This window comes from Flagellimonas sp. B-3, assembly GCF_056857835.1.
Genome location: NZ_JBSXNW010000019.1, coordinates 25813 through 49614, shown reverse-complemented (window position 1 = coordinate 49614; position 23802 = coordinate 25813). Strand labels below are relative to the sequence as shown.

Below are 23802 nucleotides of genomic sequence, written 5' to 3'. Positions count from 1 at the left end.
CAAAAAGTAAGATCATGAAAAAAATATATACATACATCATATGTCCTTTGGTAATGCTTGTTGGATTCTCTTCCTGTGAAGAGTATTTGGACGATGTCCCCAAAGGATCCAAGACCCCCATGACATTGGCTGATTATGAGGCTTTTGTCCGGAATGAATACACCAACCATACGGTTAATGTCAATCAGGCTTTGAACTTACTGAACGATAGGTTTTTAAATGAGTCCACCCTGTCCTTCAGCCCTTTGGACAAGGCCAATTATCTATGGGACGAATCGGCAGATCGCATTGCCCTGAACCGTGCGGACGAAACCACCTATTATGCGAGTTATGCCAGTATTTCGACCTTCAATTTGATCATTGAAAACGCGCTGGCCACTACCGAAGCCTCGGAAGGGGAACAACGTGTGCTTTGGGCACAGGCCAAAGTTTTACGGGCCATGAGTTATTTTAATCTGGCCAATTTCTATGCGGACACCTATGAAGCTTCCAACGCCACTGACAAACTTTCGGTGCCCTTGATTACGAGCGCCGATATCAACGCGCCGAGCGAGCAGGTGAGCATACAGGAGATATACGATTTTATGGTGTCTGACATGGAAGAGGCCCTGCCTTATTTGCCGGAGGAATCTGTGACCGTGCTACACCCCAATTTGGGGACAGGTTATGCCTTTTTGGCACGGCTTTATCTTCAAATGGGGGATTATGATGAGGCGCTCGCCAATGCCAATCGAGCTTTGGGAGAAAATAACAGCTTATATGACTGGACAGCCTATTATCAGGCCAATGCAATGGTCATTGAGGATCCCGAATCCTACGTGAGTACACCTTCGCCCATGGGGTTTGATTATGTGGAGAGCTATAATTTCAGACACGGTGCGGTTACCCGGATCACAACGGAAAACAACATTCCGGCCCACCGTGCGCAACGGTTTGAAACAGGCGACGCCCGTTTTCTTTCAAGGTGGAAGGTCAGGACCGTGGGAGCGGAGACCTTCTACAATTCCACACTTTCAGGGTATTTCAATTATGGGGGCATCACCACGGTGGAGGTATATTTGATCAAGGCCGAATGCCTGGCCCGCGACAATCAATGGGGAGCGGCCATGGATATCCTTAACCAGGTCAGAAAGACCCGGATTTTACCTGAATCCTATGCGGACCTGACCGCAAGTAACGAAGCCCAGGCCATGGAGGCCATCATGAAAACCAAGATGAACGAACTCATTTTGACCTTGATTCCCTTTTGTGATGCCCGACGGTTAAATGCCGAGGGCACCTATACCGTAGGTCTTTCGAAGGAATACAATGGTGATAGCTACACATTGAGCCCGGAATCACATTTGTGGACCATGCCCTTCCCACAAGGGGCAGTCGATAACCCTGGTAATGGGACCAACCCAAAACGTGGATAAATAATTAGAAATACGCTAAAAATGAATAAAAGTATATATACCATAATCGGAATGTGTTTGCTGCTCCTTATTGCTTCCTGTAAGCAAGAAGGGACAAAGCTCGATAATGCATTCGAACTGGAAGGGAACATAGTTGGCCTGCCAGAGGGAACGGCGGTCAAACTTGTACCCGGCGCAACCCATTCGAACGAACCTGCCATTGCAGAGACCACAGCCAAGGAAGGTAAGTTCAAGTTGACCGGAACACTGGAAGAACCCCGCTTTTTCTATTTGGTTTTTGGGGACAATAAGGGAATGATACCTGTTATGCTCGAAAACGCACAGGTCGAGGTCACGGCCACGGCCACGGTGGATGATCCCAAAACGGGAAGGATAAGCATTTCCCAGGAAAACATATCTGGATCTGAAGTCCATGGGTATTACAAGAAAATGACGGCCTTCAAAAAAGAACTTGAAAGCGATTATACCTCCATGCGCAAAGCCACGGAAGAACTTGCCAATTTGCTGGGCAATGCGAGACGCAAGGGGGACAAGGAGCTTCTGGATTCCCTTATGGCCACAACCGCATATGAGGAAATGGATAAAAAGGAAAAAGCATTTTTTGGCAAGGTGGAATCCACGACCAAAAAATTGATTTCTGACCATAAGGATTCTTGGTGGGGTCCCTTTTTCATGATGCACCAGTACACGTATTTGACCCCCGAGCAAGCACCTATCTATGATGAGCTTTCCGAAGAGGCCAAAAAAAGTTATTATGGGAAGTTGGTCCATGAATCTGTATATCCCAAAGGGTTCATCGGAGAAAAGGTATCCAATCACAGTCTTAAGGACAAGGATGGAAAATCCTTTGATACCGAAAACATTATTTCCGGAAAGAAGTATGTCCTGATTGATTTTTGGGCGTCTTGGTGCGCCCCATGCCGCAAGGAAATCCCCAATCTTAAAAAAGCCTATGCGGACTTCTCGGACAAGGGCTTCGAAATCTTGAGTGTTTCCATAGATCAGAAACATGATGCCTGGATCAAGGCTTTGGGCCAAGAAAATATGAGTTGGCCCAACCTTATCGATACGGGGAGCATGAGCAAGGAATTCAAGGTAAAAACAATACCGGCCACATTTTTGGTGGACGAAAATGGTGTCGTTGTCGCTGAGAACCTTCGGGGAAAAGCATTGGATGATAAATTGGCCGAGCTGCTGAATTGATTCCTGAATTTAACAATAAAAAGAACGGGCAGATATCCAATAATGATCTATTGTTCAAATTTGCCCATACACCTTCCTGTTTACTAGTTATTTGAATTAGCCAAAAACTACAATTGGAAAATGGCAAAAGGGGTTGTTTTACCCAAACAACCCTTTTTGGACCATTGCCCTATACTAAACCTATAGCCATAATGAAAAAATATATCGGCCTTGCATTGCTCTTGCTTTTTGCATGGATGGGGAATGCGCAAATTCTCGAACCTGTCAAATGGACAACCTCCGTAAACAAAATATCGGAGACCGAATATGAACTGGTCGCCAAAGCGAGCATCGATGCAGGCTGGCATTTATACTCACAAACTGTCCCCAAGGACGGGCCCGTTGCCACATCCTTTGCATTTGATGCCACGGATAGATCTTTCAACATTATTGGAGATACCTCTGAAGATGATGGCCATACGGTGTATGACCCGGTATTTGAAATGGAAATCAAGTTTTTCGAGGATGAGGCCGTGTTCAAACAACAGGTCGCTGTTGATGGCACCCTCTCCACTATCAATGCCATTGTGGAATATATGGTATGTGATGATACGCGCTGTCTGCCCCCTGCGGAAGAGGCATTGGTATTTGACCTGAGCGGGCAGCGAGCCATTGAATCCAGCACCAATGATTATATGGAGGATAATGCTTTGCCCGGGACCGATGACTTGGTTGAAGAAGAAATGGGAGATGAAGACGGGAAAGGGCTATGGTCCATTTTTCTCATCGCCTTCATCTCCGGCTTTGCGGCCCTGTTGACACCCTGTGTGTTCCCGATGATCCCCATGACGGTCAGTTTCTTTACCAAACAGAGCAAGACCCGCTCACAGGGGATCAAGAACGCTATTTTTTATGGCATCTCGATCGTATTGATCTATGTGGTACTGGGATCGTTGGTGACCGCCATTTTTGGGGCGGATTCCTTGAACGCCCTTTCGACCAATGTATGGTTCAATCTTATCTTCTTTATACTCCTCGTGGTTTTTGCGGCATCGTTCCTCGGGGCATTCGAGATCGTGCTACCGTACTCGTGGGCAAACAAAGTGGACCAACAGGCGGTCAAGGGAGGGGTAATCGGCATATTGTTCATGGCTTTGGCCTTGGCCATTGTCTCCTTTTCCTGTACGGGTCCAATCGTGGGGACGCTGCTCGTCGAGGCAGCGGGCAAAGGGGGAATGGCGCCCATTATCGGTATGCTCGGCTTCTCTTTGGCCCTTGCGCTGCCCTTTATGTTTTTTGCCCTTTTTCCAGGATGGCTGAATTCCCTCCCGAAATCCGGAGGGTGGCTGAATTCCGTAAAGGTCTTTTTGGGCTTTTTGGAACTGGCCCTGGCCTTTAAGTTCCTCTCCAACGCCGACTTGGTATTGCAGTTGCATTGGTTGGAAAGGGAGGTGTTCCTGGCCATTTGGATCGCCATTTTCGGAATATTGGCCCTGTACCTGTTCGGGAAGCTAAAATTGCCCCATGATTCCCCCGTGCAACATATATCCGTGGGCAGGCTCGGATTGGGGCTGCTGACACTTGCCTTTACCCTATACCTTGTCCCGGGGCTTTGGGGCGCTCCCTTAAAGTTGGTCAGTGGTTTTCCGCCGCCCATGCATTACAGTGAATCCCCGAACGGGGTCGGGTTTGCGAGTACGGTAGGCGGGTCCTTTTCGAACAAACCTCTTCCCGAAGGGGCAACTTATGGTCCGCACGACATTGTGGCCTTCAAGGATTACGAAAAGGGGATGGATTATGCCCAAAAAGTGGGCAAGCCCGTCTTGATCGATTTTACGGGGCACGCTTGTGTGAACTGTAGGAAAATGGAGGAACGGGTATGGAGCGAACCGCAAATATTGGAGATACTCAACAATGAGGTGGTGCTGGTCTCCCTTTATGTGGACGATAAGCGAGAACTGCCGGAAGACCGGCAATATGTTTCCGAGGCAACGGGGAAGAAAATCAGGACCATCGGGAACAAATGGAGCGATTTCCAGATCAGGGAATACAGGGCCAACGCCCAACCCTACTATGTATTGGTGGGCCACGACGGGGAAAAGCTCAATGAACCTGTGGGGTACACACCGGATGTAGGAGCGTATGAAACTTGGTTGAGGCAGGGCATCGACAACTATGGACGGTAACAACTTTATAAGAGATCTTATGGAAAATATGTTGAACATGAACTTGGAATCACACTTTAGGGAAATCAGGGAGGGGGTGATCGGCAACGACACGTATTTTAGGTCCCCCTATGGAACCCAGCAGATCCTATATGCCGATTGGGTGGCTACCGGAAGGCTGTACCGCCCCATAGAGGAGAAGCTCATGGATGGTCTGGGGCCCTATCTGGCAAATACGCATTCCTATTCAAGTGAGACGGGCAAAGTGACCTCTGAAATCTATATGGAGGCCCGTGAACGCATCAAAGCGCATGTGAATGCCGTTGGGGATGATGTCTTGGTGACCACGGGCAGCGGTATGACGGGTGCATTGGCCCGACTGCAGGGCATTATGGGCCTCAAAGGGGCACGGCCGTCCGACCCAAGGGAGGTCCCGATAGTGTTCATCACCCATATGGAGCACCACTCCAACCAGGTGTCCTGGCAGGAAACCATGGCCGATGTTGTGATCGTCCCTCCCGGGGAGAATATGATGCCCTGTCCGGACAAGTTGGACGAGCTGTTGGGGAACTATAAGGACCGGAACCATAAAATAGGTGCGTTCACCGCATGTTCAAATGTCACCGGCGAGCTGACCGACCACAAGGGTCTGGCAAGGACCATGCATGCCCATGGGGGCGTCTGCTTTTTTGACTTTGCCGCATCCGCTCCCTACGTGGACATCGATATGCACCCTGATGACCCAGCATGTGGGATGGATGCCATTTTCTTTTCCCCGCATAAATTTCTGGGCGGTCCCGGCGCCTGCGGGATTTTGGTGTTCAATAAAAAACTTTGCCAAAATGAAGTGCCCCAGATCCCGGGAGGCGGCAATGTGAAATGGACCACGCCCTGGGGAAAACACCGCTATTTTGAGGACTTGGAGACCAAGGAAGACGGGGGTACACCGGGTATCATCCAGACCATTAAGGCCGCCCTTGCCATACAATTGAAGGAAAGGATGGATACGAAACTTATGGCCATAAAGGAACAGGCCCTGTTGGGGCTTTTTCGGGATGAACTCAAGGATCTTGGGGAAGTACAGTATTTGGGAAATGAAGATGCCCAACGTATCGGCTGTCTGTCCTTTAACCTAAAGGATATCCATTATAATCTGGTGGTCCGTTTGCTCAACGACCGCTTCGGGATCCAGGTCAGGGGAGGATGGTCCTGTGCAAGCACCTTTGCCCATTACCTTTTCGGACTGGACCGGGCCAGGTCTTCACGGATAATGAATGGAATTGACCGAAGGAACCTTCAAAACAAACCAGGGTGGGTCCGTGTCTCCCTGCATCCCATTATGGACGCTGATGATGTAAAATATATTACAGGTGCTCTTCGGGAAATTGTACACAACAGGGAGCATTGGGGCAAGGATTATCGGTACAATCCCATGAACAATGAATTTGAGTACATCCACGGGAAATATACAAGTTCGGAACACCATTCTTTTTTTGAACTGTAACCCTTTGTTCTCAATGAATTTAGAAATATCAAAGTAATGAAACATAAAACAACAAATGATTGCTAAAAGGTAATTGGAGTCTTGTAGGGTAAGCTTATTGAAGATAACACACATTAAATCCTGCTTCCCTACCATAAAATATTTCATTTTTCTTTTTGAGTTAGTTAGGGGGCTGCCCACTTTTTGGGTGGCTCCTCAAAAAGAAGATGGCAAATCAGTAAAATCAATGAAAAACAGGTATATGAAATCAAACTCATTTAGATTGAAGGGCATGCTGACGACATGCATAGTTTTTTTAGTTTCGGGATGGGCATTTTCCCAAAAGCTCGAATACGAATGGGAGAAAGCTACTTCCAACGGGTATTCCTATGAATATGTGACCAATGATCCGATGAAAACCCGGTTTTATACGTTGGACAATGGTCTAAAGGTCGTGCTCAGTGAAAATCACCGAACCCCTAGAATCGCCGTGAATATTGCGGTTAGGACGGGGAGTAATTCCGATCCAAAGGAGCATACGGGCCTGGCCCATTATCTGGAGCATATTCTATTCAAGGGGACGGATAAATTCGGGTCACTGGACTGGGAGAGGGAAAGACCCTTATTGCATAAAATCGAGGCCTTGTACGAAAAGCACAATGCAACGCAGGATACCGCGATGCGCAAAAAAATCTACCAACAAATAGACAGTGTGTCCCAAATAGCTTCACAGTATGCCATTGCTGGGGAATACGATAAATTGATGACCGATATTGGTTCAGAGGGCACCAATGCCCATACTTGGATGGAAGAAACCGTTTATAAGGAGAATATCCCCTCCAATGCCATCGATAAGTTCCTGACCGTACAGTCAGAGCGTTTTAGAAACCCTGTGGTGCGGTTGTTCCATACCGAATTGGAGGCTGTCTATGAAGAGAAGAACAGGTCCTTGGACAATGATGGCCGCAAAATGAACGAGGTCATGAACGATGCACTGTTCCCGACCCATAACTACGGACAGCAGACCACCATAGGTACCATTGAACACCTTAAGAGCCCATCAATAACGGCCATAAAAAAATATTATGAAACCCATTATGTCCCAAACAATATGGCCATTATCATGGTAGGGGATTTTGATGCGGACCAAATGATAAAAAAGGTTGATGAACATTTTTCCTATATGCGCCCAAAACCCTTTGAAGCTTATGACCCCGCTCCGGAGAAACCGATGGATTCGCCCTTGGTACGGGAAGTCTATGGGCCTAGCCCTGAGCATATCAGATTGGTATGGCGTTCTCCCGCTGCCTATACAAAAGATGCCGAGGTGCTGAACCTGATCACGGCCATACTGAACAATGGAAAAGCAGGACTTTTTGATATCAATATCAACCAAAAGCAAAAAGTACAGGGTGCCTATAGTTGGTTGATGCAATATAAAGACCATGGTGTTTTTATGGTCGGGGGTGGACCCAAACAAGGACAGACCCTTGAAGAAGTCAAGACCATTTTAATGACTGAGTTGGAAAAACTAAAAAAAGGGGATTTTGACCTTGACTTATTAAATGCCATAGTGGCCAATCATAAATTACAGGAACAAGAAGCCCTGAAGTCGAACAATAGCAGGTTGAACGCTCTTCTAAACGTTTTTATCAAAAGCAACAACACAGCATGGGTCCATGATGTGGCGTCCCTTGACACTATGTCGGAGCTCACCAAGGAGGATATTGTAAAGGTGGCCAACACAAATTTGACAGAGAATTACCTCACCCTTTACAAAAGGCAGGGAGAGGACAAAGATGTGGTGAAAGTGGTCAAACCACCGATTACGCCCATTGAGACCAATGCGGGAAAAGAGTCCGGATATGTGCAATCCATCAAACAGATGGAGGTGGCCCCCATACGGCCCAAGTGGATCGATTTCGAAAAGGACTTGGATATTGATAAAGTCGGTCCCGCGGACTTGTTCTATATCCAGAATACGGAAAATGATCTTTTTACCATGGAGTACCGATTCGAAATGGGGTCGTACAACAATAAATATTTGCCCTTGGCATTAAGTTATCTCAATTATTTGTCCACCGATACCTATACCTCGGAAGAGATCAATACAAAATTATATGCGCTGGCCAGCAACTATAGGGCAAGCGCCTCATCGGAACTTACCCGTGTGACTTTTACCGGGCTTCAAGAAAACTTCACCGAAGTTGTCAGTCTCTTTGAACATGTAATCCGAAACTGCAAGCCTGATGAGGAGGCACTGACCAAATTGAAGGAACGGATTTTGAAAGGGCGCTCGGACAGTAAATTGGAGAAACGCAATATTTTGCAAGGGTTGACCAATTATGCCATTTACGGACCAAATAACCCATTCAATGATGTGCTGTCAAATGAGGAGATATTGGCCATGACTTCCGAACAATTGATCGGAATTCTCCAAGGGCTATTGGATTTTGAACATGATGTCATCTACTATGGCCCCATAGCAAAAAAGGAATTGAAATCAGGATTAACCTCCCTTCATTCCTTTCCCGGTTCTTTTGAACCCTATCCGGAGAAGACCACATATACCTATACCACACAAGATAAAAATCGTGTGTTGTTTGCCGATTATGATATGGTCCAAAGTGAGATCCAATGGATACGTAATGTTGAAAACTACGATGCTGAGAAAGAGCCAGTGATCCATCTGTTCAACGCTTATTTTGGAGGAGGTATGGGCTCTGTGGTTTTTCAGACAATTCGAGAGTCAAAGGCCTTGGCCTATGCTACCTATGCCCATTATGCCATTCCTTCCAAAAATGAACGTATGTCTAGGATGATGGCCTATGTTGGAAGCCAATCCGACAAGATGCTACAGGCCGTTGATGCCATGGATGATCTGTTGGATGGACTCCCCTTGAACAACAAGGAATTTATTGCCAACAAAGCGGCTATCAAACAATCGATAGCAACCCAACGTGTAGTGGAAATTGAACCTATTCATCACTATTTTGAGGCCAAGGAGAAAGGGTTGGATTATGATATGCGAAAAAAGGTGTATGAAGCCATTGATGATATCAGCTTGGACAAAGTCCAGCAATTTCATGAGGAGAAATTGGCCGATAAACCCTATACCTATTGTATTATAGGGTCTCAGGAGAGAATCAGTGAAGATGACCTAAAAAAAATTGGTGAAGTGGAAAAGTTGACCCTTGAGGAAATCTTTGGCTATTAGCCCCTTCCTGTAACGGATTGACTTGGATTCCAACTATGGATTGAAAACCAGAAAATATTTATTTTCTGGTTTTTTTGTTTAGCTAAAATCAAAATTGACCTTGATGGTATATAGTTTTTTTCTACTATAAATATAAAACCCAAAAAACTCCATCGATTAATTATGACCCAAATTCAGTTCAAATCCAATCATAGCCATGAATTCTTTGCAAGCAATTTTTTTATGGATAAGGAGGGTGTTTTTACATAACGCTTAACATACATAAATTTAAAGCTTTGAGAACTGATCGGTTTCCAAAGTGTTCATGCTAAATTGATTCCAATTCGAAAGACATAAAATAACAGTTGGTTTTTTCAGATTAAGTGTAATAAACTGAGAATCATAGAGCAAATCAATTTTAAGTTCACCATAAAAGATGGAAAATAGTCAAAACACACTGGATAAATAAAGTCCGTCCCAGCAATATTGACAGATCTTCCTTCGGCATGCACAATTCCGAATAAGTTTGTAATTTTACCGACTGTTTTGAAGGTAAAAGCGAGTACCACCATACCAACCCATTAAACTGAATTGAATAATTTTCCGTTTTACGTCATTACAGGCGGCCCGGGAGTGGGCAAGACCACGCTATTGGATGAGCTTAAAAAACGGGGCATGGCAGTGGTCCCGGAAATAGCCCGTGAACTCATCAAAGAACAACAGGCCATGGCCGGTGACGCACTTCCTTGGAAGAACAAAAAGCTTTACATGGAAATGATGTTTCAGCGTTCCGTTGAAAGCTTTGAAGGGTTTGTGGAAGGTTTCAAGGGCAATATTCCAATATTCTTCGACCGGGGCTTTTTGGATGCTCTGTGCTATGCAGCGCTGGAAGGCATTCCCATTGATAAGGAAATGAAAACATTCGCGGAAACCAACAGATACAATGGCGAGGTTTTCATCTTGCCCCCATGGAAAGACATCTACCAAACGGATGCTCAGCGGAAGCAGGATTGGAACGAGGCGATATTCACCTATAACAAAATGATACAGACCTATCGCGGATATCAATACGATCTCATAGAGGTGCCCAAAGCAACTGTTGAAGAAAGGGCGGATTTCATTCTTGACCATATCAAGGGGAATTGACCGATCAAGGTTTACTTTCCTCCTTGGTTATCAAATATCGACCTGACTTCCCGGTGCACCTTCAAATAATGCCGCTCCAAATCCCCCTCCTTGATTTCAAGGGGCTTGGGCAATCCTTTTGGAATTTCGGGCCTTCGGAACTGTACCTTCCGGTCCTTCCCATCCGCAAAGACCACAAACTCCCCCTGCTTCAACCGAAAGAACACCTCCGCCCTGCGTTTGGATACTTCTTTTTCCCCTTCCGTAATGCGTCGTTCCAAGTTCAGTCCCGAACTCTTGCTCACGCTCCGGGTGGGCATTTTGACCAGTTCAAAGAAGCGCTCATAATACCTTGCCGTATCCGGGTCGTTCACCTTCCCAAAGAACTGATAGGACAGATTGGATAAAATAGCCTTGCTGGCCTTCTCCCCGTACATCATATCATTTTGCACCTTATCCTGCAACACATAAACGCTCACAATATCATAGCTCCGAAGTGTGGCCGGAATCCGGTGCATGTTCAACAACCGTAAGGTAGAGGCCTCTTCCAACAGCATGAAGGAAGGTTTGCGGTTTCTTCTTGACATCTGTTTGGAAATGGTATGCATAATGGTGGCGATCACCGGGGACAGGGAAGCATCTTTTTGCGGATTGTTCACCAGGGCAATGACCGAGGGATTCTCGGCATTATTGATGTCCAATGGAATCTCATCGGCGGACAGGACCATAAAAATCTTTCGGGTACTGATCTTTTTGATGGCATTCGCCAAGGTACTCATCACACCAGCGGTCTGCCGCTCCGACCCCACCCCACTGATAAAGGCATCGGCCATGGCACGTGAGGTAAGGTTCTCCCTTAAAAACCTGATCAGGCTTTTGGTGCCCAATTGTTGGTAGAGGGCCATCACATGGGGCAGCGTACAAAAATCGGGGTATTCGGTCTTGAGCCGCCAGATCAGTCCACTTATCAGTCCTTCCGCTGCATCCTTAAAAAAACGGGAGGTACTGTTTTCATCGGAGTCCCGGTGTTCCATCAAATTCTCCAAAAGTACCCGGGACACCTCATGGACACTCTCCTCATCGGGCAGGTAACGGGGTGCGATGGGATTCACCCGATGGTAGATCGGCCCAAAGGACACGATGTGAAAGGGTACCTTTTGATCTTTCCAGAGGGGGCAGGCCATTTCCGTGATCTCAAAATCCTTGTAATCGTGGATGACCCCAGAGAAACCCTCTCTTTTAAAATGCTCCAAAAAGCCATAGATGACGCTTTCGGTCTTCCCGCTCCCTGCGGAGGCCATCACGGACACGCCCCTGCGGATATTGCCCAGCACCAAAGGCCTTCCGCGGACTTTTAATTTGACCTCGAACACTTTGGAAGGTTTGTCCAAATTCTTATAATAATCCACCAGCCCATAAATGACGGTATGCACAAAAAACAAGGGGAGCCATAAGGTCATCGACTGCTCCAAAAGTACATCCCAACCCTTCATCCATCCTATGGACAAAACGAGTACCATAAGACCCGTTATAAAGTAAATAAATCCGTTTTTGAGATACCGAATAGCCGCGTAGGATAATCCTCCCCCAAACAACAAACAAAAAACAATTTCAATCCATCCTAAATTTTCCATAGCAATACTGTTTTAAATTCCGATCGACCCCGATTCCAAGGCCTTTCCAATCCCTTTTTTGAGCTGCATCATCGCCTTATAGGCCAATTGCGCCTTATTGGCGGGAATAGTGGGAACGTTGATGCCCGCCTTGAACAACAATTGTTTGGCCGCTTGCCGTTCATTCGTTGGCAGTCCCAATAATGCGGAAAAGAAGCGTTTGGGATCCTTGTCCAAGAGGTTGCGGGCATGATAGGTCTCCACAAAATTTCTTTTGTACCCGAACTGTTTGTCAAAAGTCTTTTCCGCTGCCCGATAGAACTTATCCCGATCAAAGCCCTGTTTGACGTTCTGTCCATGAAGGGTGGTCTCGGAAGTTCGGAACTTGGACCCTGGGGAAAGGCTATGGGTATTGGTCCTGTCCATTCGGCTCACGATGATATGGATATGGCTTTGGTGGCCCTCCTTGGCCATCCCCGGAACGATGCGCTTCCCGTTGAGTTGGTGTGGGGCCTCTCTTTCAAGGGCATTGATCTGTTCCCGGAGCTTGGTAATTTCCCCTTGCTCCTGTCCTTCTTGGATGGCCCTGACCCGGTGTTGCAGTTCCAAGATCTTGCTGGCATGGGCCTGGTTCTCCTTGACCTCGCGGTCCTTTTCGGAATAGGTGCGTTCCCGTTCCAATTTAGCAAAATAGAGGATTTCCTTGACGGTCACTTCGCGGTCCCGGTAAAAGGAGGCCGCATAGGCCTGCATGACCTGCCGAGCATATTGCCTCAGTTTCTCGGGGTCGTTTCCGATATGCTGGAGTTCCCTTTGGGAGGGACTCACCACCAGGGAATAGAACTTGGGCTCCCGTTTCTTGAGCTTTGCCGTATTGGCGTCGATCTCGGCAATGACCCGCTCCGCATCGATGTTGTTCTCTTCCTGGTTAAAATACCCCTCCTGCTGTTCCGGTTCCTTTCCTTCGTTCTCCTTTCCGAGATAATTGACAAAATCCCGGGCACTGCCCTTAAAATTGTCCCCCAGTTGTTGGCGTGTGATGGCGATGTACATACTTATTGCTTTTTAAGTTTTATGCGGTATTTTTCGATGGCCTCGGGGTTCAAGTCCAATTTGAGGTGGTCCTTGCCAAAGCGGTTATGGAACACGCTCACATGGTCTAGCACGTATTTAAAATCCTCCTTGAGCTCCTCCATTTGTTCCTCCAGTCGGTCATAACGGATCTTGGGCACGGTGACCTCTCCATCAAAAGCTTCAGTCTCCTTGGGTGGCTTGGCCTCGGTCAATTGCTGTTCGATAAAATCAAAATCGCTGTCCCATTCCTCATCCTCGGATGCCAGCTCCTGCTCAAAGAGCGCCTGCATCATCCCAACGGTGGGCAGGGTCTGTTCCTTTTCGATGCTGCGCATGATGGCGATCATGGCATTGAAGCGCCGACTTATGTAGTGCTTCATACTGGCCATGGTCTCCCCCAGGTGTTGGTCCGGGGAGATTCCATGTCGTTCAAAAAAGTCCATCATGGCCAAAAGGGTTAGGGATTGGGATTTTCCAAAAAGCTTGGAAAACCGTCTAAATTTTACCACTACTGAGTTTTTAATGCCCAGAGTTGTAAACCCTTCCTTTTCGTATCCTTTATCCATTTTTTTGTAAAAAACGACCTGATTTTATTGGGCCAGAGGCCTTTTTTAGTAAAAAACTGCCGAACGCTTATTTTTCTTGATTCCGAAAACCCCCAAAAACAGGGGGCCTTGCGCAGCAACTATGATCGGTAGGACGCGCGAGCGTGCTACCCTCTTGCTTCTCCGATTTGTCCCTGCGGGACAAAATCGTATCGCACAACATGACCCAAGGGTCAGTTGCCTGTTCGTTGAAAGTCAAATCGATGGGTACGGACATAAGGAAAGTCAAACCATTCCGCCAAGGCAGATCAAAATACGTTCCGTACTTAAAATGCTGTTGAAAACCAACCCTTTAAAGATAGAAAAACCAACCATGAACCCATAAAAAAAGCCCATCATAATGGATGGGCTTCGATGGTGTGTTTTGTGGTTTACATATTGAATACAAAATCATAATTGTATAGATTTCGCATAGCTTCCTCTTCCAATAGGACATCATAGTCCTTGTCATGGGTTTTGGCAAATTGGAGCAATTCGGTCCCGGAACGACTTTCCACATCTTCTTTGGATACGGAAAGCAAGCGTTCCTGGGTTTCGCTATCGAGGTTTGTAAAATTCAAATAGACCATAATTCAATGTTAAAGAAATTTATTGCTCACAAATCATAAAGGATAGGGTCAAAACCATCGGGATAATCCCCAAGGTCATGTTTCAGTTCCGACCCTATTTCAAGATCGGTCATATCTGTATTCGCTTCCATGGTATTATTTCTATAAGATCCCATTATCCGCAAAACTGTAGTATCGTCCATCAGGGGCAAGGATGATATGATCCAAAATCTTGACATCAAAAAGCTGTGCCGCCGCTTTGATCTTTTGGGTCAATTGTTTGTCCTGATAACTGGCCTTGAGTTGTCCCGAGGGATGGTTATGGGCGAGTATAATCCCAACGGAAAGAGTCTTTAGCGTAATGGCAAAAAGGATGCGCACATCCACCAAGGTTCCCGTGATGCCCCCATGGGAAAGCGGATAGATGCCCTTGACCTTGTTGGACTGGTTGAGCAGCACGATTTTAAAGGTCTCGTTCAGGCCTATGGTCTGATTGTCCCAATTTTGGAACAACAGTTCCGCTACCTCATTGGAGTTGGTCACGGAAAGGGATTTCAGGGTACTGAGCTTTTCCCGATAACTGATCTGTATTTCATTGACACGGTGTTCCATTTCATGTGTTTTTAAGGATGGATAAAAAAGGGGTGCCCAAGAATTTGGACTCCCCTATTCCATCAATCATTGTTACCGCCCAACAATAGAATCTCACTGGCCACTACTTCGGTGACATACTTTTTATTGCCCTCTTTGTCCTCATAGGATCGGGTGGTCAATTTCCCTTCGATGGCAATTTCCTTGCCCTTGGTCACAAATCCTTCGATGATGTCGGCGAGTTTCCCCCATCCGATCACGGTGTGCCATTCGGTATTGGTCACCCGTTCCCCTTCGGAGTTCTTGTAATGTTCATTGGTGGCCATGGTGAACCTTGCCACACGTTTCCCTTTGTCAAGGTCTGTGATGGTGGGATCTTGTCCCACATTTCCGATCAACTGCACTTTGTTTCTCAATGTACTCATGATAAAAAGTTTTAAAGGTCTGCCGTCTTCCTTTATTGGATAGATCAGCAAACAGGGTTAATAAATCCCCTCTATTTTTTTGGATTTTGTTTCCCAAATTTTAAGGGGCGTTTGTTTGCTTCTTACGTGCGCAGCACCATAAAAGAAGGGGGTTCTGTCAAGGCTTTTGGGCGGAAATCGGGAGGCTCCGAGACGTAGCAAAACCCTGACCGCCGATGGCGGGCAAGGTTTTCAAGGAAGTGGAAACCCTATTTGTGGACAAAACAGGGCCTGGCCTTGACAGGTTCGATAAGGGCCCTTGGGAATTCCTTCAGACCCATTGGCAAGGGAGTGTACGGGAAGTTGAGCGAGTGCAGGCGATGGTGTCCTGATTGGAAGTCCCTGGGCCCTGCCCTGTTTTTCGACGACCCGAAAAACAACCAGGGCTTCTTTTATTATGGGACCCTTAAAATTTGATGGGTGGACAGACGGATTTGTGGCCTTGCACAGCAAAACCCCAAGAAGGGTTTGCAAAGGAAGGACACACCGAAAATCCGTATGGACGACTTCCATATTGGCCAAATGATAATACATCAACTATTGCGATAGTACTAAGTCAAAAATACTTGTACAATCCTATAACTTGGTTTCCTTTTAGTCTTTCTGGAACAGCTCCCTCTGATCGTTCGGGGAAGGTTTGGCATCTGGAAGCTTTGAAGTTTTCATTTTGTCCCTTAGGGCCTGTCGTCGTTTCTCATAGATCCAGAGCCTCAATTGTTTCAAAAGACCCATCTCATATTCGGACAGTTGTTGGGGAGCTACTTCTTCCATGGCCTCGATCTGTCCCGTTTTGTTGAAGGTCTTGGCATACTGGAGCCCACACCAGGTATAGATGTTCGCCCATTCATTGGGCATGGGTGCCTCATAGGTCCTGGGCATCATGTAGGCCACAACCTCTGTCAAGGAAGCCATGTGTTCACCTTGCATCTGGGTCAATAGACGGGCCATGGTAATGTTCCCCAAAAGATCTTTGGGAACGGTATCCTCCCATTGTGAAGAATATACAATGATGGGACTTTGCAGTAGGTCCATAAAGTCCATGACAAAATCGGATTTAGCCTTTTTAAGGGACTTGCGACAAGTGTTTTGAGTTGGTGTTTTTGTTGGCTCCAGTTCAAAGCGAAAATCCAGTTGCACTACGTTTTGTTTTTCCATGATCTGTGTTTTAAATTGAACAATAGTGGCAGACCAGCAAACGCAAGGGAACATTTTGGAGTGGGAAGGAAACGGAATAAAAAGTGACATCGGCAACGGCTTTATGCCGTCCCTTGTCCAAGAAATATTTTCCCGGGTTTATCTTTGGGCAGTATTGGTCGGAATACGTTCCAACATGCTTTTATTTGGCCATCAGTGCACCAGTTCCTACCTGCCTCGGGTCGGGTTTCAAGGGTTGCTTGATGGTGGCAACTACCTCCAGGCTATAATGCCCGAACTCTTCGGTAACCGTTCCGTGGCAGAGATAGATGCCCTTTCCATGAATGGGCGTGGATACCATCGTTTGGGGAAAGTGCACACAATCAAAAAAGTGACCTTCCAGATCGAGCATGGTGGTAAAGCGCATGGTATCCCCTTTGGATGTGGTATTCAATCGGGTATGGACCATGGACCCATAGATCCATATCTTTTGGTTGACATGGGCCTCAAAATCACCGGCGGTCAACCTACTCTTCACCTTGCCCTCCATGAGTTCATAATACCCACATAACGGAAAACCCAGAAGTTCCATTTGGTCATAGGCATCCTCAACAGGATGGGAAGGTAGATGCGGCAATGTAAAATGCCTGTGGTTGGGTTTGAACAGAAGTTTCTGGACCGTATCCTTTCGATGGGCCTTGGTCTTGAACACGGCCTGCCAAAGTATTTGTTTCTTGGGCACCCCAAAGACACGAAAGGCATCGATACGCACCAAGATGGTCAACTGTTCGATGGCAATGGGAACCCTATCAATAAAATCATCAAAATCCCTGAACTTCCCATAGAGCTGCCTTTCGTTCAAAATGCGTTGGATGACCAAACGTTCCAAACTCCGGAGCTGTCCCAGTCCCAAATAGATGTGCTTGCCATAGATTGCATTGACATGGTCACTACGGTTGATACAGGGCGGATGGATAATGCCTCCCCACATCTTGGTCTCGTGCACATAGAGTTCCGTATCATAGAACCCTCCCCCATTGTTGAGCACGGCCACCATAAACTCCAAGGGGAAATAACATTTCAGGTAAAGGCTCTGGTAGCTTTCCACGGCATAGGAAGCCGAATGCCCCTTGGCAAAGGCATAGCCCGCAAAACTCTCGATCTGTTCCCAGACCATTTGGGTCAGGGCGGCATCATGCCCCCTCTGCTTACAGTTTTCAAAAAACTTCAATTTCACTGCCTGGAATTCCTCCCGGGAGCGGAATTTTCCGCTCATCCCCCTTCGCAGGACATCGGCCTCCCCTAGGTCCAGTCCTGCAAAGAAGTGGGCCACTTTCAGCACATCCTCTTGGTAGACCATGATCCCATGGGTCTCTGGCATAATCTCCAACAGAATGGGATTGGCCTCCTTGCGGCGTTCCGGTTCCCTTTCCCTACGGATGTATTCATCCTTCATCCCTGAGGAGGACACCCCGGGACGGATCACGGAACTGGCCGCCACCAGTCCCAAATAGTCGTGGGTCCGCAGTTTCTTCATCAGCCCCCGCATGGCAGGGGATTCCACATAGTAGGCCCCTATCGCCCTCCCTTGGCTCAACAGCCCGTTGATGTTGGCATCCCGTTTCATCGCCTCCACGCTTTTGATGTCCCAAAGCACGGCATCGGGTTGGTTGCCCTTGATGACCTCCACCGCCTCCTTGATCTTGGCCAATCCCCGTTGTCCCAAAATATCGAACTTGAACAGGCCCACATCCTCGGCAATGATCATGTCGAACTGCACCGTAGGGAAGCCTTTCGGTGGCAAGGTCGTGGCCGAATAACAATGTTCGGAACGGTCCAGGATCAGTATCCCCGAGGAATGCACACTGATATAATTGGGCATCCCATGGATATAGGTAGCGTATTTCAGCACCAATCGGGACAGTTCATCCAAGGTTCCCTGTTCGTACCGTCCTGCACTGAGCTTATCGATCTCCTCGGTGGGCAGGCCGAACACCTTGCACAGCTCCCGAACGGCGGCCCGGTACTTAAAGGTGTTGTAGGTGCCCAAAAGGGCGACATGCTCGAAGCGTTCAAAAATATAGGCCGTGACATCGTCCCGGTCCCAGGTGGAAAAATCAATGTCAAAATCCGGGGGCGAGGCCCGAAAGGGGTTGATGAACCGTTCGAAATACAGGTCCAGTTCAATGGGATCCACATCGGTGATCCCGATCAGGTAGGCCACCAGACTGTTGGCCCCACTTCCCCTCCCCACGTATGGGTATCCCTTGGACCTCGCATAGGAGATGATATCGTGGTTGATCAAAAAGTAGGACACAAAATCCAGCTCCTCGATGGTCTTCAGTTCCCTGAACATACGTTCCCTGACCTTTTCCGTGGGATGGACATACCGTTTGGACAACCCTTCCATGGCCAGTTCCCGCAACCGCAGCACATCATCCTCCTTGGAGTCCAGATAACGGGACTGGTTCTGGGAGACCCGCTCACTTCCAAACCCAAAGGCAATGGAACAGGAATCCATCAACCGCTGGGTGTTTTCCCAGATATGGGGCACATCAACCAAAGCTTTTTTCAGTTCGTCCATGGGCCGCAGGGTATCGGTGGCCTTGCCCTCCTCGGATTGGGACAACTTGCTCAGCAGCGTGTTCAAGCCTATGGCCCGAAGCAATCGATGCGTATTGAAATCCTTTTTGCTGCGAAAGCTCACGGGCTGCAATAGCACCAATCTGTCGGTATAATCCCGATACCGGGAGAACCGTAGTTTCCGGAGCTCTTCAATCGAGACCCCAATATATTCATAGGCCTTAAAATCCGTCCGTTCCTCTTCCTGTACCTTCTCGAAGGGGTAGATGACATGGACATTCCCAAATACTGGGGCCACGGAGGGAATCGGCGTTCCCTTATGAAGATGCTCGGAAAGAAAGGCGTTGATCTCGCGAAACCCCTCATTGTTCTGGGCCAGGCCCACGAACTCCTGCACGTTCCCGTTCCGAAAATCGATCCCCAGAATGGGACGTATGCCCTGTTCCTTGGCCAAGCGCACAAAGTTCATCCCGGCCGAGCTGTTGTTGATATCGGTCAGGGCCAGCACTTCCACCCCATGGGAACGGGCCAGGTCCAAAAGCTCCGTTTCGGAGAGCACCCCGTAATTCAGGGAATAGTATGTATGGCAGTTCAGGTACATTATTGCTGTCTATGGGCCAATAAAATGGGTGGTTGTCCGTCAAAGGGATTGCCTCCCCTTCCTATGCTATGGGCACCCATGGCCGAGGCCCGCATCAAACTGGATTCCCCAAAGCGGTTCCGTACCCGGTCCATGGCCTGGTAGAGGTTGAGCAGTTTTTCATCATCGGCGAACAGGTCGATCTGATAATGCCCACCAACGATATGGCTGTAGTTGACCCCCACGAGTCGGATGAGCATCCTCCGGTCATAGAGGGAAGTAAATAGTTCCTTTACCAAGGGCACTAAAATGTGGTCCGCAGACGTATAGGGAATCCGTTTCTGCTTGGTATAGGTCTTGAAATCACTGTACCGGATCTTGACGCCCACACAGCCCGTCATCTTGTTGGCCCGGCGCAGTTGATAGGCCAGGTTCTCCGCCATGGCGAACAAAGTGGTCTCCAATTTGACCATATCGGTGGTATCCTTCCCATAGGTCCGTTCCGTGGATATGGACTTTCGTTCATGAAATGGGACCAAGGGGGAATTGTCCAGCCCCTGTGCCCGCATCCAGATGGTCCGCCCGTGCAACCCAAAAGCACTTTCCAATAGTTCCAAGGGCAGTTCCTGTACCGTCCGGATGGTGGTCACCCCCATATTGGACAGCAGCCCGTAGGTCTTCTCCCCCACCGAAGGCAGTTTACGGATGTGCAAAGGGGCCAGAAATTCCCTTTCCAGTCCAAGGTCGATTTTCATCTGGTTGTTGGGCTTGGCCTCCCCAGTGGCCACTTTGGAGACCACCTTGTTCCGGGACAGTCCAAAGGAAATGGGCAATCCGGTCTCTTTCAAGATCCGTTGCCGCATTTCCGAGGCGTACTTATAGCAGCCAAAAAAGCGGTCCATCCCCGATAGGTCGGCATAAAACTCATCCACACTGGCCTTTTCAAAGACCGGGACACTCTCCTTGATGACATCGGTCACAGTATCGGAAAACTTCATATAGGTCCCCGCATTGCCCTTGATGACCGTGGCCTCCGGACACAATCTTCGGGCTACCTTCATGGACATCCCCGAGTGCACCCCAAAGCGCCGGGTCTCATAACTACAGGCCGCGACCACCCCACGGTCCCCCAACCCACCGACCAAGAGGGGCCGCTTCATCAGACGGCTGTCCAGCAGCCGCTCACAAGAGACAAAAAAAGTGTCAAGATCGAGATGGAGAATGGTGGGCTTCATAATTACATTATGGATTTATTCCAATTTATGGGAAAAAATCCAAATGTATAAAAAGGGATGGTCCATTTCAAAACTTTAACAATTATGACTATCTTAATACGGCATAATTCAACCTCAAGATGTGCTACTCTACCAGACAGACCCGGGAACGGAAAGAACTGGAGAAATTGCTCTCCGTCAAGGCCATGTACGGTGACATTGACACCGACCTTGAACTCATTTATTTCCATGCCAACGGCTGGAGCCATCCCGTGATGTGGACCTTGGGCCAAGAAGAGCCCAACAACCTGCTCCCTGCGATGTGGGGTATCATGCCCTCAAAAGAAAAGCAGGAAAATTATACAGAGTATTTCAAGAACCCGAAGACCTTTGGTGGGCTTAATGCAAAATCCGAAAAGCTCTTTGACCATTTTGTATACCGGTACTGTTGGGAGAACCAACGCTGCATCATTCCCGTGGACGGGTTCTTTGAGCCCCACAACACCAAGGTGAAGGTCAAGGGCAAGGATTTTAAGGTCCCTTTCTATTTCAGACGTAAAAATGGTGATCCCATATATCTTGCCGGCATCTACACCAACACCGCCGATGGGCGAAGGACCTTTTCCGTCCTCACCAAGGACGCCACCCCTATGTTCGAGGAAATCCACAATGAAAAAAAAAGGCGACCCGTCATCATGGATGACGAAAACTTGGATGCTTGGTTACATAATGGCAACAATGAATCGGACGTTCAAGATCTCATTGATGATGATCTCTGGGAAGGGGAACTGGAGGCCCATCCGGTGACCAAGGACCTATACAGTAGGACTATCGATTCCAATTATCCCGAAATCATAAATAAGGTGGACTACCCTGAGGTATCCATTGACTATTGAATCCCGTTGGACAGCGATAAAAAAAGAAGGGTTCGGTTTCCCGAACCCTTTCATTATCCTATATCTTGGTCATCTAATCCTTGGTGGCCTCGACCTGTTGTTCCAAGGCCTTGACCCGTTCCTTTAACCGTTTCTCACGTTTTTTGCGTGCCATGTCATAGGATTTTTCTATTTGGACAATGTCGTCCTTATGGTATGTCTGCATGGCAATGTAAAAAGAACAGTTGGTCAGGTTGTTCACATGGTTACTTTCTCCAAGATGTACCTGTTGGGTCAACAGGAACCGTACCAGTTTGTTGAGGGTCTCCTTTTTGAAGGTCTTCCTGAACTGGGCAACGATATCTTCACGGGTCTTGTCGGGCGTATCCCCGAAGAATCCCGGAAAATGGTCCAACTGGTTGTAATAGCCCACATTGTTCTCATACAGGGAGATGGAAAAGGCCACCATTTCGTCCACGGACAGTTCCTCCTTGGTGTTGATGTAATCCGTACCGCGTACCATCTCCACCACTTCCTTGAACTGCCGGTTGTGTTCTATCTGTTTTTTGCGCTCTTCACGGGCATTGATCTTGATGATCTGTTCCTCGGGGGAACATTCAGACATCTTTCGTTTTTCCAAGGGTGTACTCCGCACATCGTCTTCCGACATATTGGTTTCCCTGACCTTTACGAAAATCTCTTCAGACCTGTAAGAGTCCGTATGGAACAATACGCCCTTTTGAAACCCATTATCAACCGCTCCATCGTATAGTTTCCTGTCTTCCTCGTAGGATTTTAGGGCTTCATCCAATTCTTCCTTGAGTTCTTCATCGCTATAATCGCAATGGCCGAACTCTTCCTTAATGGATTCCAATGTGGGTTTGATGGGCTTCTCGATGATATGCAGTTCGTCCGGCAATTGCACCTTAAGTCCCTGCTTTTCCATCTGGGCCATAATCAACTGGTTTCGCTCCTCGTCCATCCAGTAACGGGATATCTTGGGCACCAATAGCATCCCGGTCTTTTTACAGTTTTTGATAAGGTTCATCAGGGTCTTGGCCTTTTTGTTCACAAAACAGGCCGTTTTCGTACAGACCATCTTGCCGTTACCAAAAAGGTTACCCTGGTTCGCGGCATTGAACGGACAGACGGTACAGGCCCCTGCCTTGGGGAGCAATGTCCTGTCCGATAGGTCGAACGGGGCTTTGGTAAGGTCAAAGGTATGCCCGTCCACCATCCGTTTTACCCTGTGGGCACTGAATTCACCCTCCAGACTTTCCAATAGCATCTGCTGCTCTTCGGGTTCAAAAAGCGCCACGGCCGTTCCCAGACCGATGGTCATCTCCCCGCTCCTAACGTATGCCTTGAAGCCTTCGATCAATCCTGCCAATTTCAACCGTTGCCTTACGAAGTTCTCGGTGCGTCCCAGACGTTTTGCTATATCCTCTGGGCTGTACCTGTCCGTTAGATAGGCAATGGCCTCAGCCTCTTCCGTGGGTTCCACATCCCTTCGCTGTAGGTTCTCGATGATCTGTACCTCCAGCACATCGTTATTTACAAAGTCCCGAACGATGGCGGGAATGGTCTTTTGTTCCGCCAGTTTACTGGCACGGTACCGTCTTTCGCCCATGACGATGATGTAACCCTTGTTGGAGGTTCTGACCGTGATGGGCTGCAATACCCCGTGTTCGGCAATGCTATCGGCCAGTTGTTTCAAACTGCTATCGTCAAAGGTCTTTCGGGGCTGTAAGGGGTCGGGAATGATCGAATTGATGTCCAGGTACTGCACCTGTAGGACGGTTTCCTGTTTGGTTGCGGTGGCTTTCTTGGTCTGCTTTTGTTTTGTTTTTGTTTCCATGATCATTGGATTTATGTTAAACAATATTTGAGCATGGCACCAAGCGCAAGACAAATTTTTGGCGCGGCAAGGAAACGGAATAAAAAGTGACCGTGGG

At 47.8% G+C, this 23802-nt stretch carries 20 protein-coding genes; 10 read left to right on the top strand and 10 right to left on the bottom strand.

Features of this window, described 5'->3' with window-relative positions:
- The first annotated feature begins 14 nt into the window (after nt 1–14).
- From AC13CS_RS07545 to AC13CS_RS07520, 6 genes are all read left to right on the top strand, one after another.
- Nucleotides 15–1415, top strand: coding sequence for a RagB/SusD family nutrient uptake outer membrane protein (locus AC13CS_RS07545; protein WP_482888713.1), 1401 nt, complete (start codon nt 15–17; stop codon nt 1413–1415).
- A gap of 21 nt (nt 1416–1436) precedes the next feature.
- Complete coding sequence (locus AC13CS_RS07540; RefSeq protein ID WP_293164854.1) at nt 1437–2618, top strand: TlpA disulfide reductase family protein; 1182 nt, start codon at nt 1437–1439, stop codon at nt 2616–2618.
- Between the two features lie 191 nt (nt 2619–2809).
- Nucleotides 2810–4783, top strand: a complete 1974-nt coding sequence (locus AC13CS_RS07535; protein ID WP_293164857.1) for a thioredoxin family protein — start codon at nt 2810–2812, stop codon at nt 4781–4783.
- 37 nt (nt 4784–4820) lie between these two features.
- The gene (locus tag AC13CS_RS07530) at nt 4821–6266 is read left to right on the top strand and encodes an aminotransferase class V-fold PLP-dependent enzyme (RefSeq protein WP_293164859.1); all 1446 of its coding nucleotides are present in this window, start codon (nt 4821–4823) and stop codon (nt 6264–6266) included.
- Between the two features lie 241 nt (nt 6267–6507).
- Nucleotides 6508–9462: a M16 family metallopeptidase gene (locus AC13CS_RS07525; RefSeq protein WP_482888712.1), complete on the top strand. Its 2955-nt coding sequence runs from the start codon at nt 6508–6510 to the stop codon at nt 9460–9462.
- 570 nt (nt 9463–10032) lie between these two features.
- Nucleotides 10033–10587: an AAA family ATPase gene (locus AC13CS_RS07520; RefSeq protein WP_293164865.1), complete on the top strand. Its 555-nt coding sequence runs from the start codon at nt 10033–10035 to the stop codon at nt 10585–10587.
- Nucleotides 10588–10598: 11 nt separating this feature from the next.
- Here the strand turns inward: AC13CS_RS07520 and AC13CS_RS07515 are convergent, their stop codons facing one another.
- Genes AC13CS_RS07515 through AC13CS_RS07505 form a run of 3 tightly spaced genes read right to left on the bottom strand, consistent with a single transcriptional unit; the run spans nt 10599 to nt 13819 of the window.
- Entirely contained in the window at nt 10599–12200 is a 1602-nt protein-coding gene (locus AC13CS_RS07515) for a type IV secretory system conjugative DNA transfer family protein (RefSeq protein WP_293164867.1), read from the bottom strand.
- A gap of 12 nt (nt 12201–12212) precedes the next feature.
- Nucleotides 12213–13232: a MobB family relaxase gene (mobB, locus tag AC13CS_RS07510; protein ID WP_163627725.1), complete on the bottom strand. Its 1020-nt coding sequence runs from the start codon at nt 13230–13232 to the stop codon at nt 12213–12215.
- Between the two features lie 2 nt (nt 13233–13234).
- Nucleotides 13235–13819, bottom strand: coding sequence for a BfmA/BtgA family mobilization protein (locus AC13CS_RS07505; protein WP_163627726.1), 585 nt, complete (start codon nt 13817–13819; stop codon nt 13235–13237).
- A 121-nt stretch (nt 13820–13940) separates the two neighbouring features.
- On the opposite strand from AC13CS_RS07505, the gene AC13CS_RS07500 reads away from it, so the two are divergent.
- Nucleotides 13941–14183 carry a hypothetical protein gene (locus AC13CS_RS07500; protein WP_275617159.1) on the top strand — a complete coding sequence of 81 codons (243 nt, stop codon included), beginning with the start codon at nt 13941–13943 and terminating at the stop codon, nt 14181–14183.
- 46 nt (nt 14184–14229) lie between these two features.
- Here the strand turns inward: AC13CS_RS07500 and AC13CS_RS07495 are convergent, their stop codons facing one another.
- From AC13CS_RS07495 to AC13CS_RS07485, 3 genes are all read right to left on the bottom strand, one after another.
- Nucleotides 14230–14427 (bottom strand): hypothetical protein, encoded by a 198-nt coding sequence (locus tag AC13CS_RS07495; RefSeq protein WP_163627727.1) that lies wholly within the window; start codon nt 14425–14427, stop codon nt 14230–14232.
- Nucleotides 14428–14568: 141 nt separating this feature from the next.
- Nucleotides 14569–15018 (bottom strand): JAB domain-containing protein, encoded by a 450-nt coding sequence (locus tag AC13CS_RS07490; protein WP_163627729.1) that lies wholly within the window; start codon nt 15016–15018, stop codon nt 14569–14571.
- 62 nt (nt 15019–15080) lie between these two features.
- Nucleotides 15081–15422, bottom strand: coding sequence for a single-stranded DNA-binding protein (locus tag AC13CS_RS07485; protein WP_163627731.1), 342 nt, complete (start codon nt 15420–15422; stop codon nt 15081–15083).
- A gap of 215 nt (nt 15423–15637) precedes the next feature.
- Here AC13CS_RS07485 and AC13CS_RS07480 point away from each other — a divergent pair, with 215 nt between their 5' ends.
- On the top strand, nt 15638–15793 hold the full coding sequence (locus tag AC13CS_RS07480) for a hypothetical protein (protein ID WP_163627733.1): 156 nt from the start codon (nt 15638–15640) through the stop codon (nt 15791–15793).
- A 65-nt stretch (nt 15794–15858) separates the two neighbouring features.
- Nucleotides 15859–15987 (top strand): hypothetical protein, encoded by a 129-nt coding sequence (locus AC13CS_RS07475; RefSeq protein ID WP_482888710.1) that lies wholly within the window; start codon nt 15859–15861, stop codon nt 15985–15987.
- A gap of 68 nt (nt 15988–16055) precedes the next feature.
- Here the strand turns inward: AC13CS_RS07475 and AC13CS_RS07470 are convergent, their stop codons facing one another.
- From AC13CS_RS07470 to dinB, 3 genes are all read right to left on the bottom strand, one after another.
- Nucleotides 16056–16616, bottom strand: a complete 561-nt coding sequence (locus AC13CS_RS07470; protein WP_163627735.1) for a hypothetical protein — start codon at nt 16614–16616, stop codon at nt 16056–16058.
- Nucleotides 16617–16797: 181 nt separating this feature from the next.
- Nucleotides 16798–19779 carry a DNA polymerase III subunit alpha gene (locus AC13CS_RS07465; protein WP_163627737.1) on the bottom strand — a complete coding sequence of 994 codons (2982 nt, stop codon included), beginning with the start codon at nt 19777–19779 and terminating at the stop codon, nt 16798–16800.
- Nucleotides 19779–20993: a DNA polymerase IV gene (gene dinB, locus AC13CS_RS07460; protein ID WP_163627739.1), complete on the bottom strand. Its 1215-nt coding sequence runs from the start codon at nt 20991–20993 to the stop codon at nt 19779–19781. Before dinB ends, AC13CS_RS07465 begins: the two co-directional genes overlap by 1 nt.
- Nucleotides 20994–21112: 119 nt before the next feature.
- Here dinB and AC13CS_RS07455 point away from each other — a divergent pair, with 119 nt between their 5' ends.
- Nucleotides 21113–21868, top strand: a complete 756-nt coding sequence (locus AC13CS_RS07455) for an SOS response-associated peptidase (protein ID WP_163627740.1) — start codon at nt 21113–21115, stop codon at nt 21866–21868.
- A gap of 73 nt (nt 21869–21941) precedes the next feature.
- Here the strand turns inward: AC13CS_RS07455 and AC13CS_RS07450 are convergent, their stop codons facing one another.
- Nucleotides 21942–23705, bottom strand: coding sequence for a ParB/RepB/Spo0J family partition protein (locus AC13CS_RS07450; protein WP_275617160.1), 1764 nt, complete (start codon nt 23703–23705; stop codon nt 21942–21944).
- Nucleotides 23706–23802: the final 97 nt, after the last annotated feature.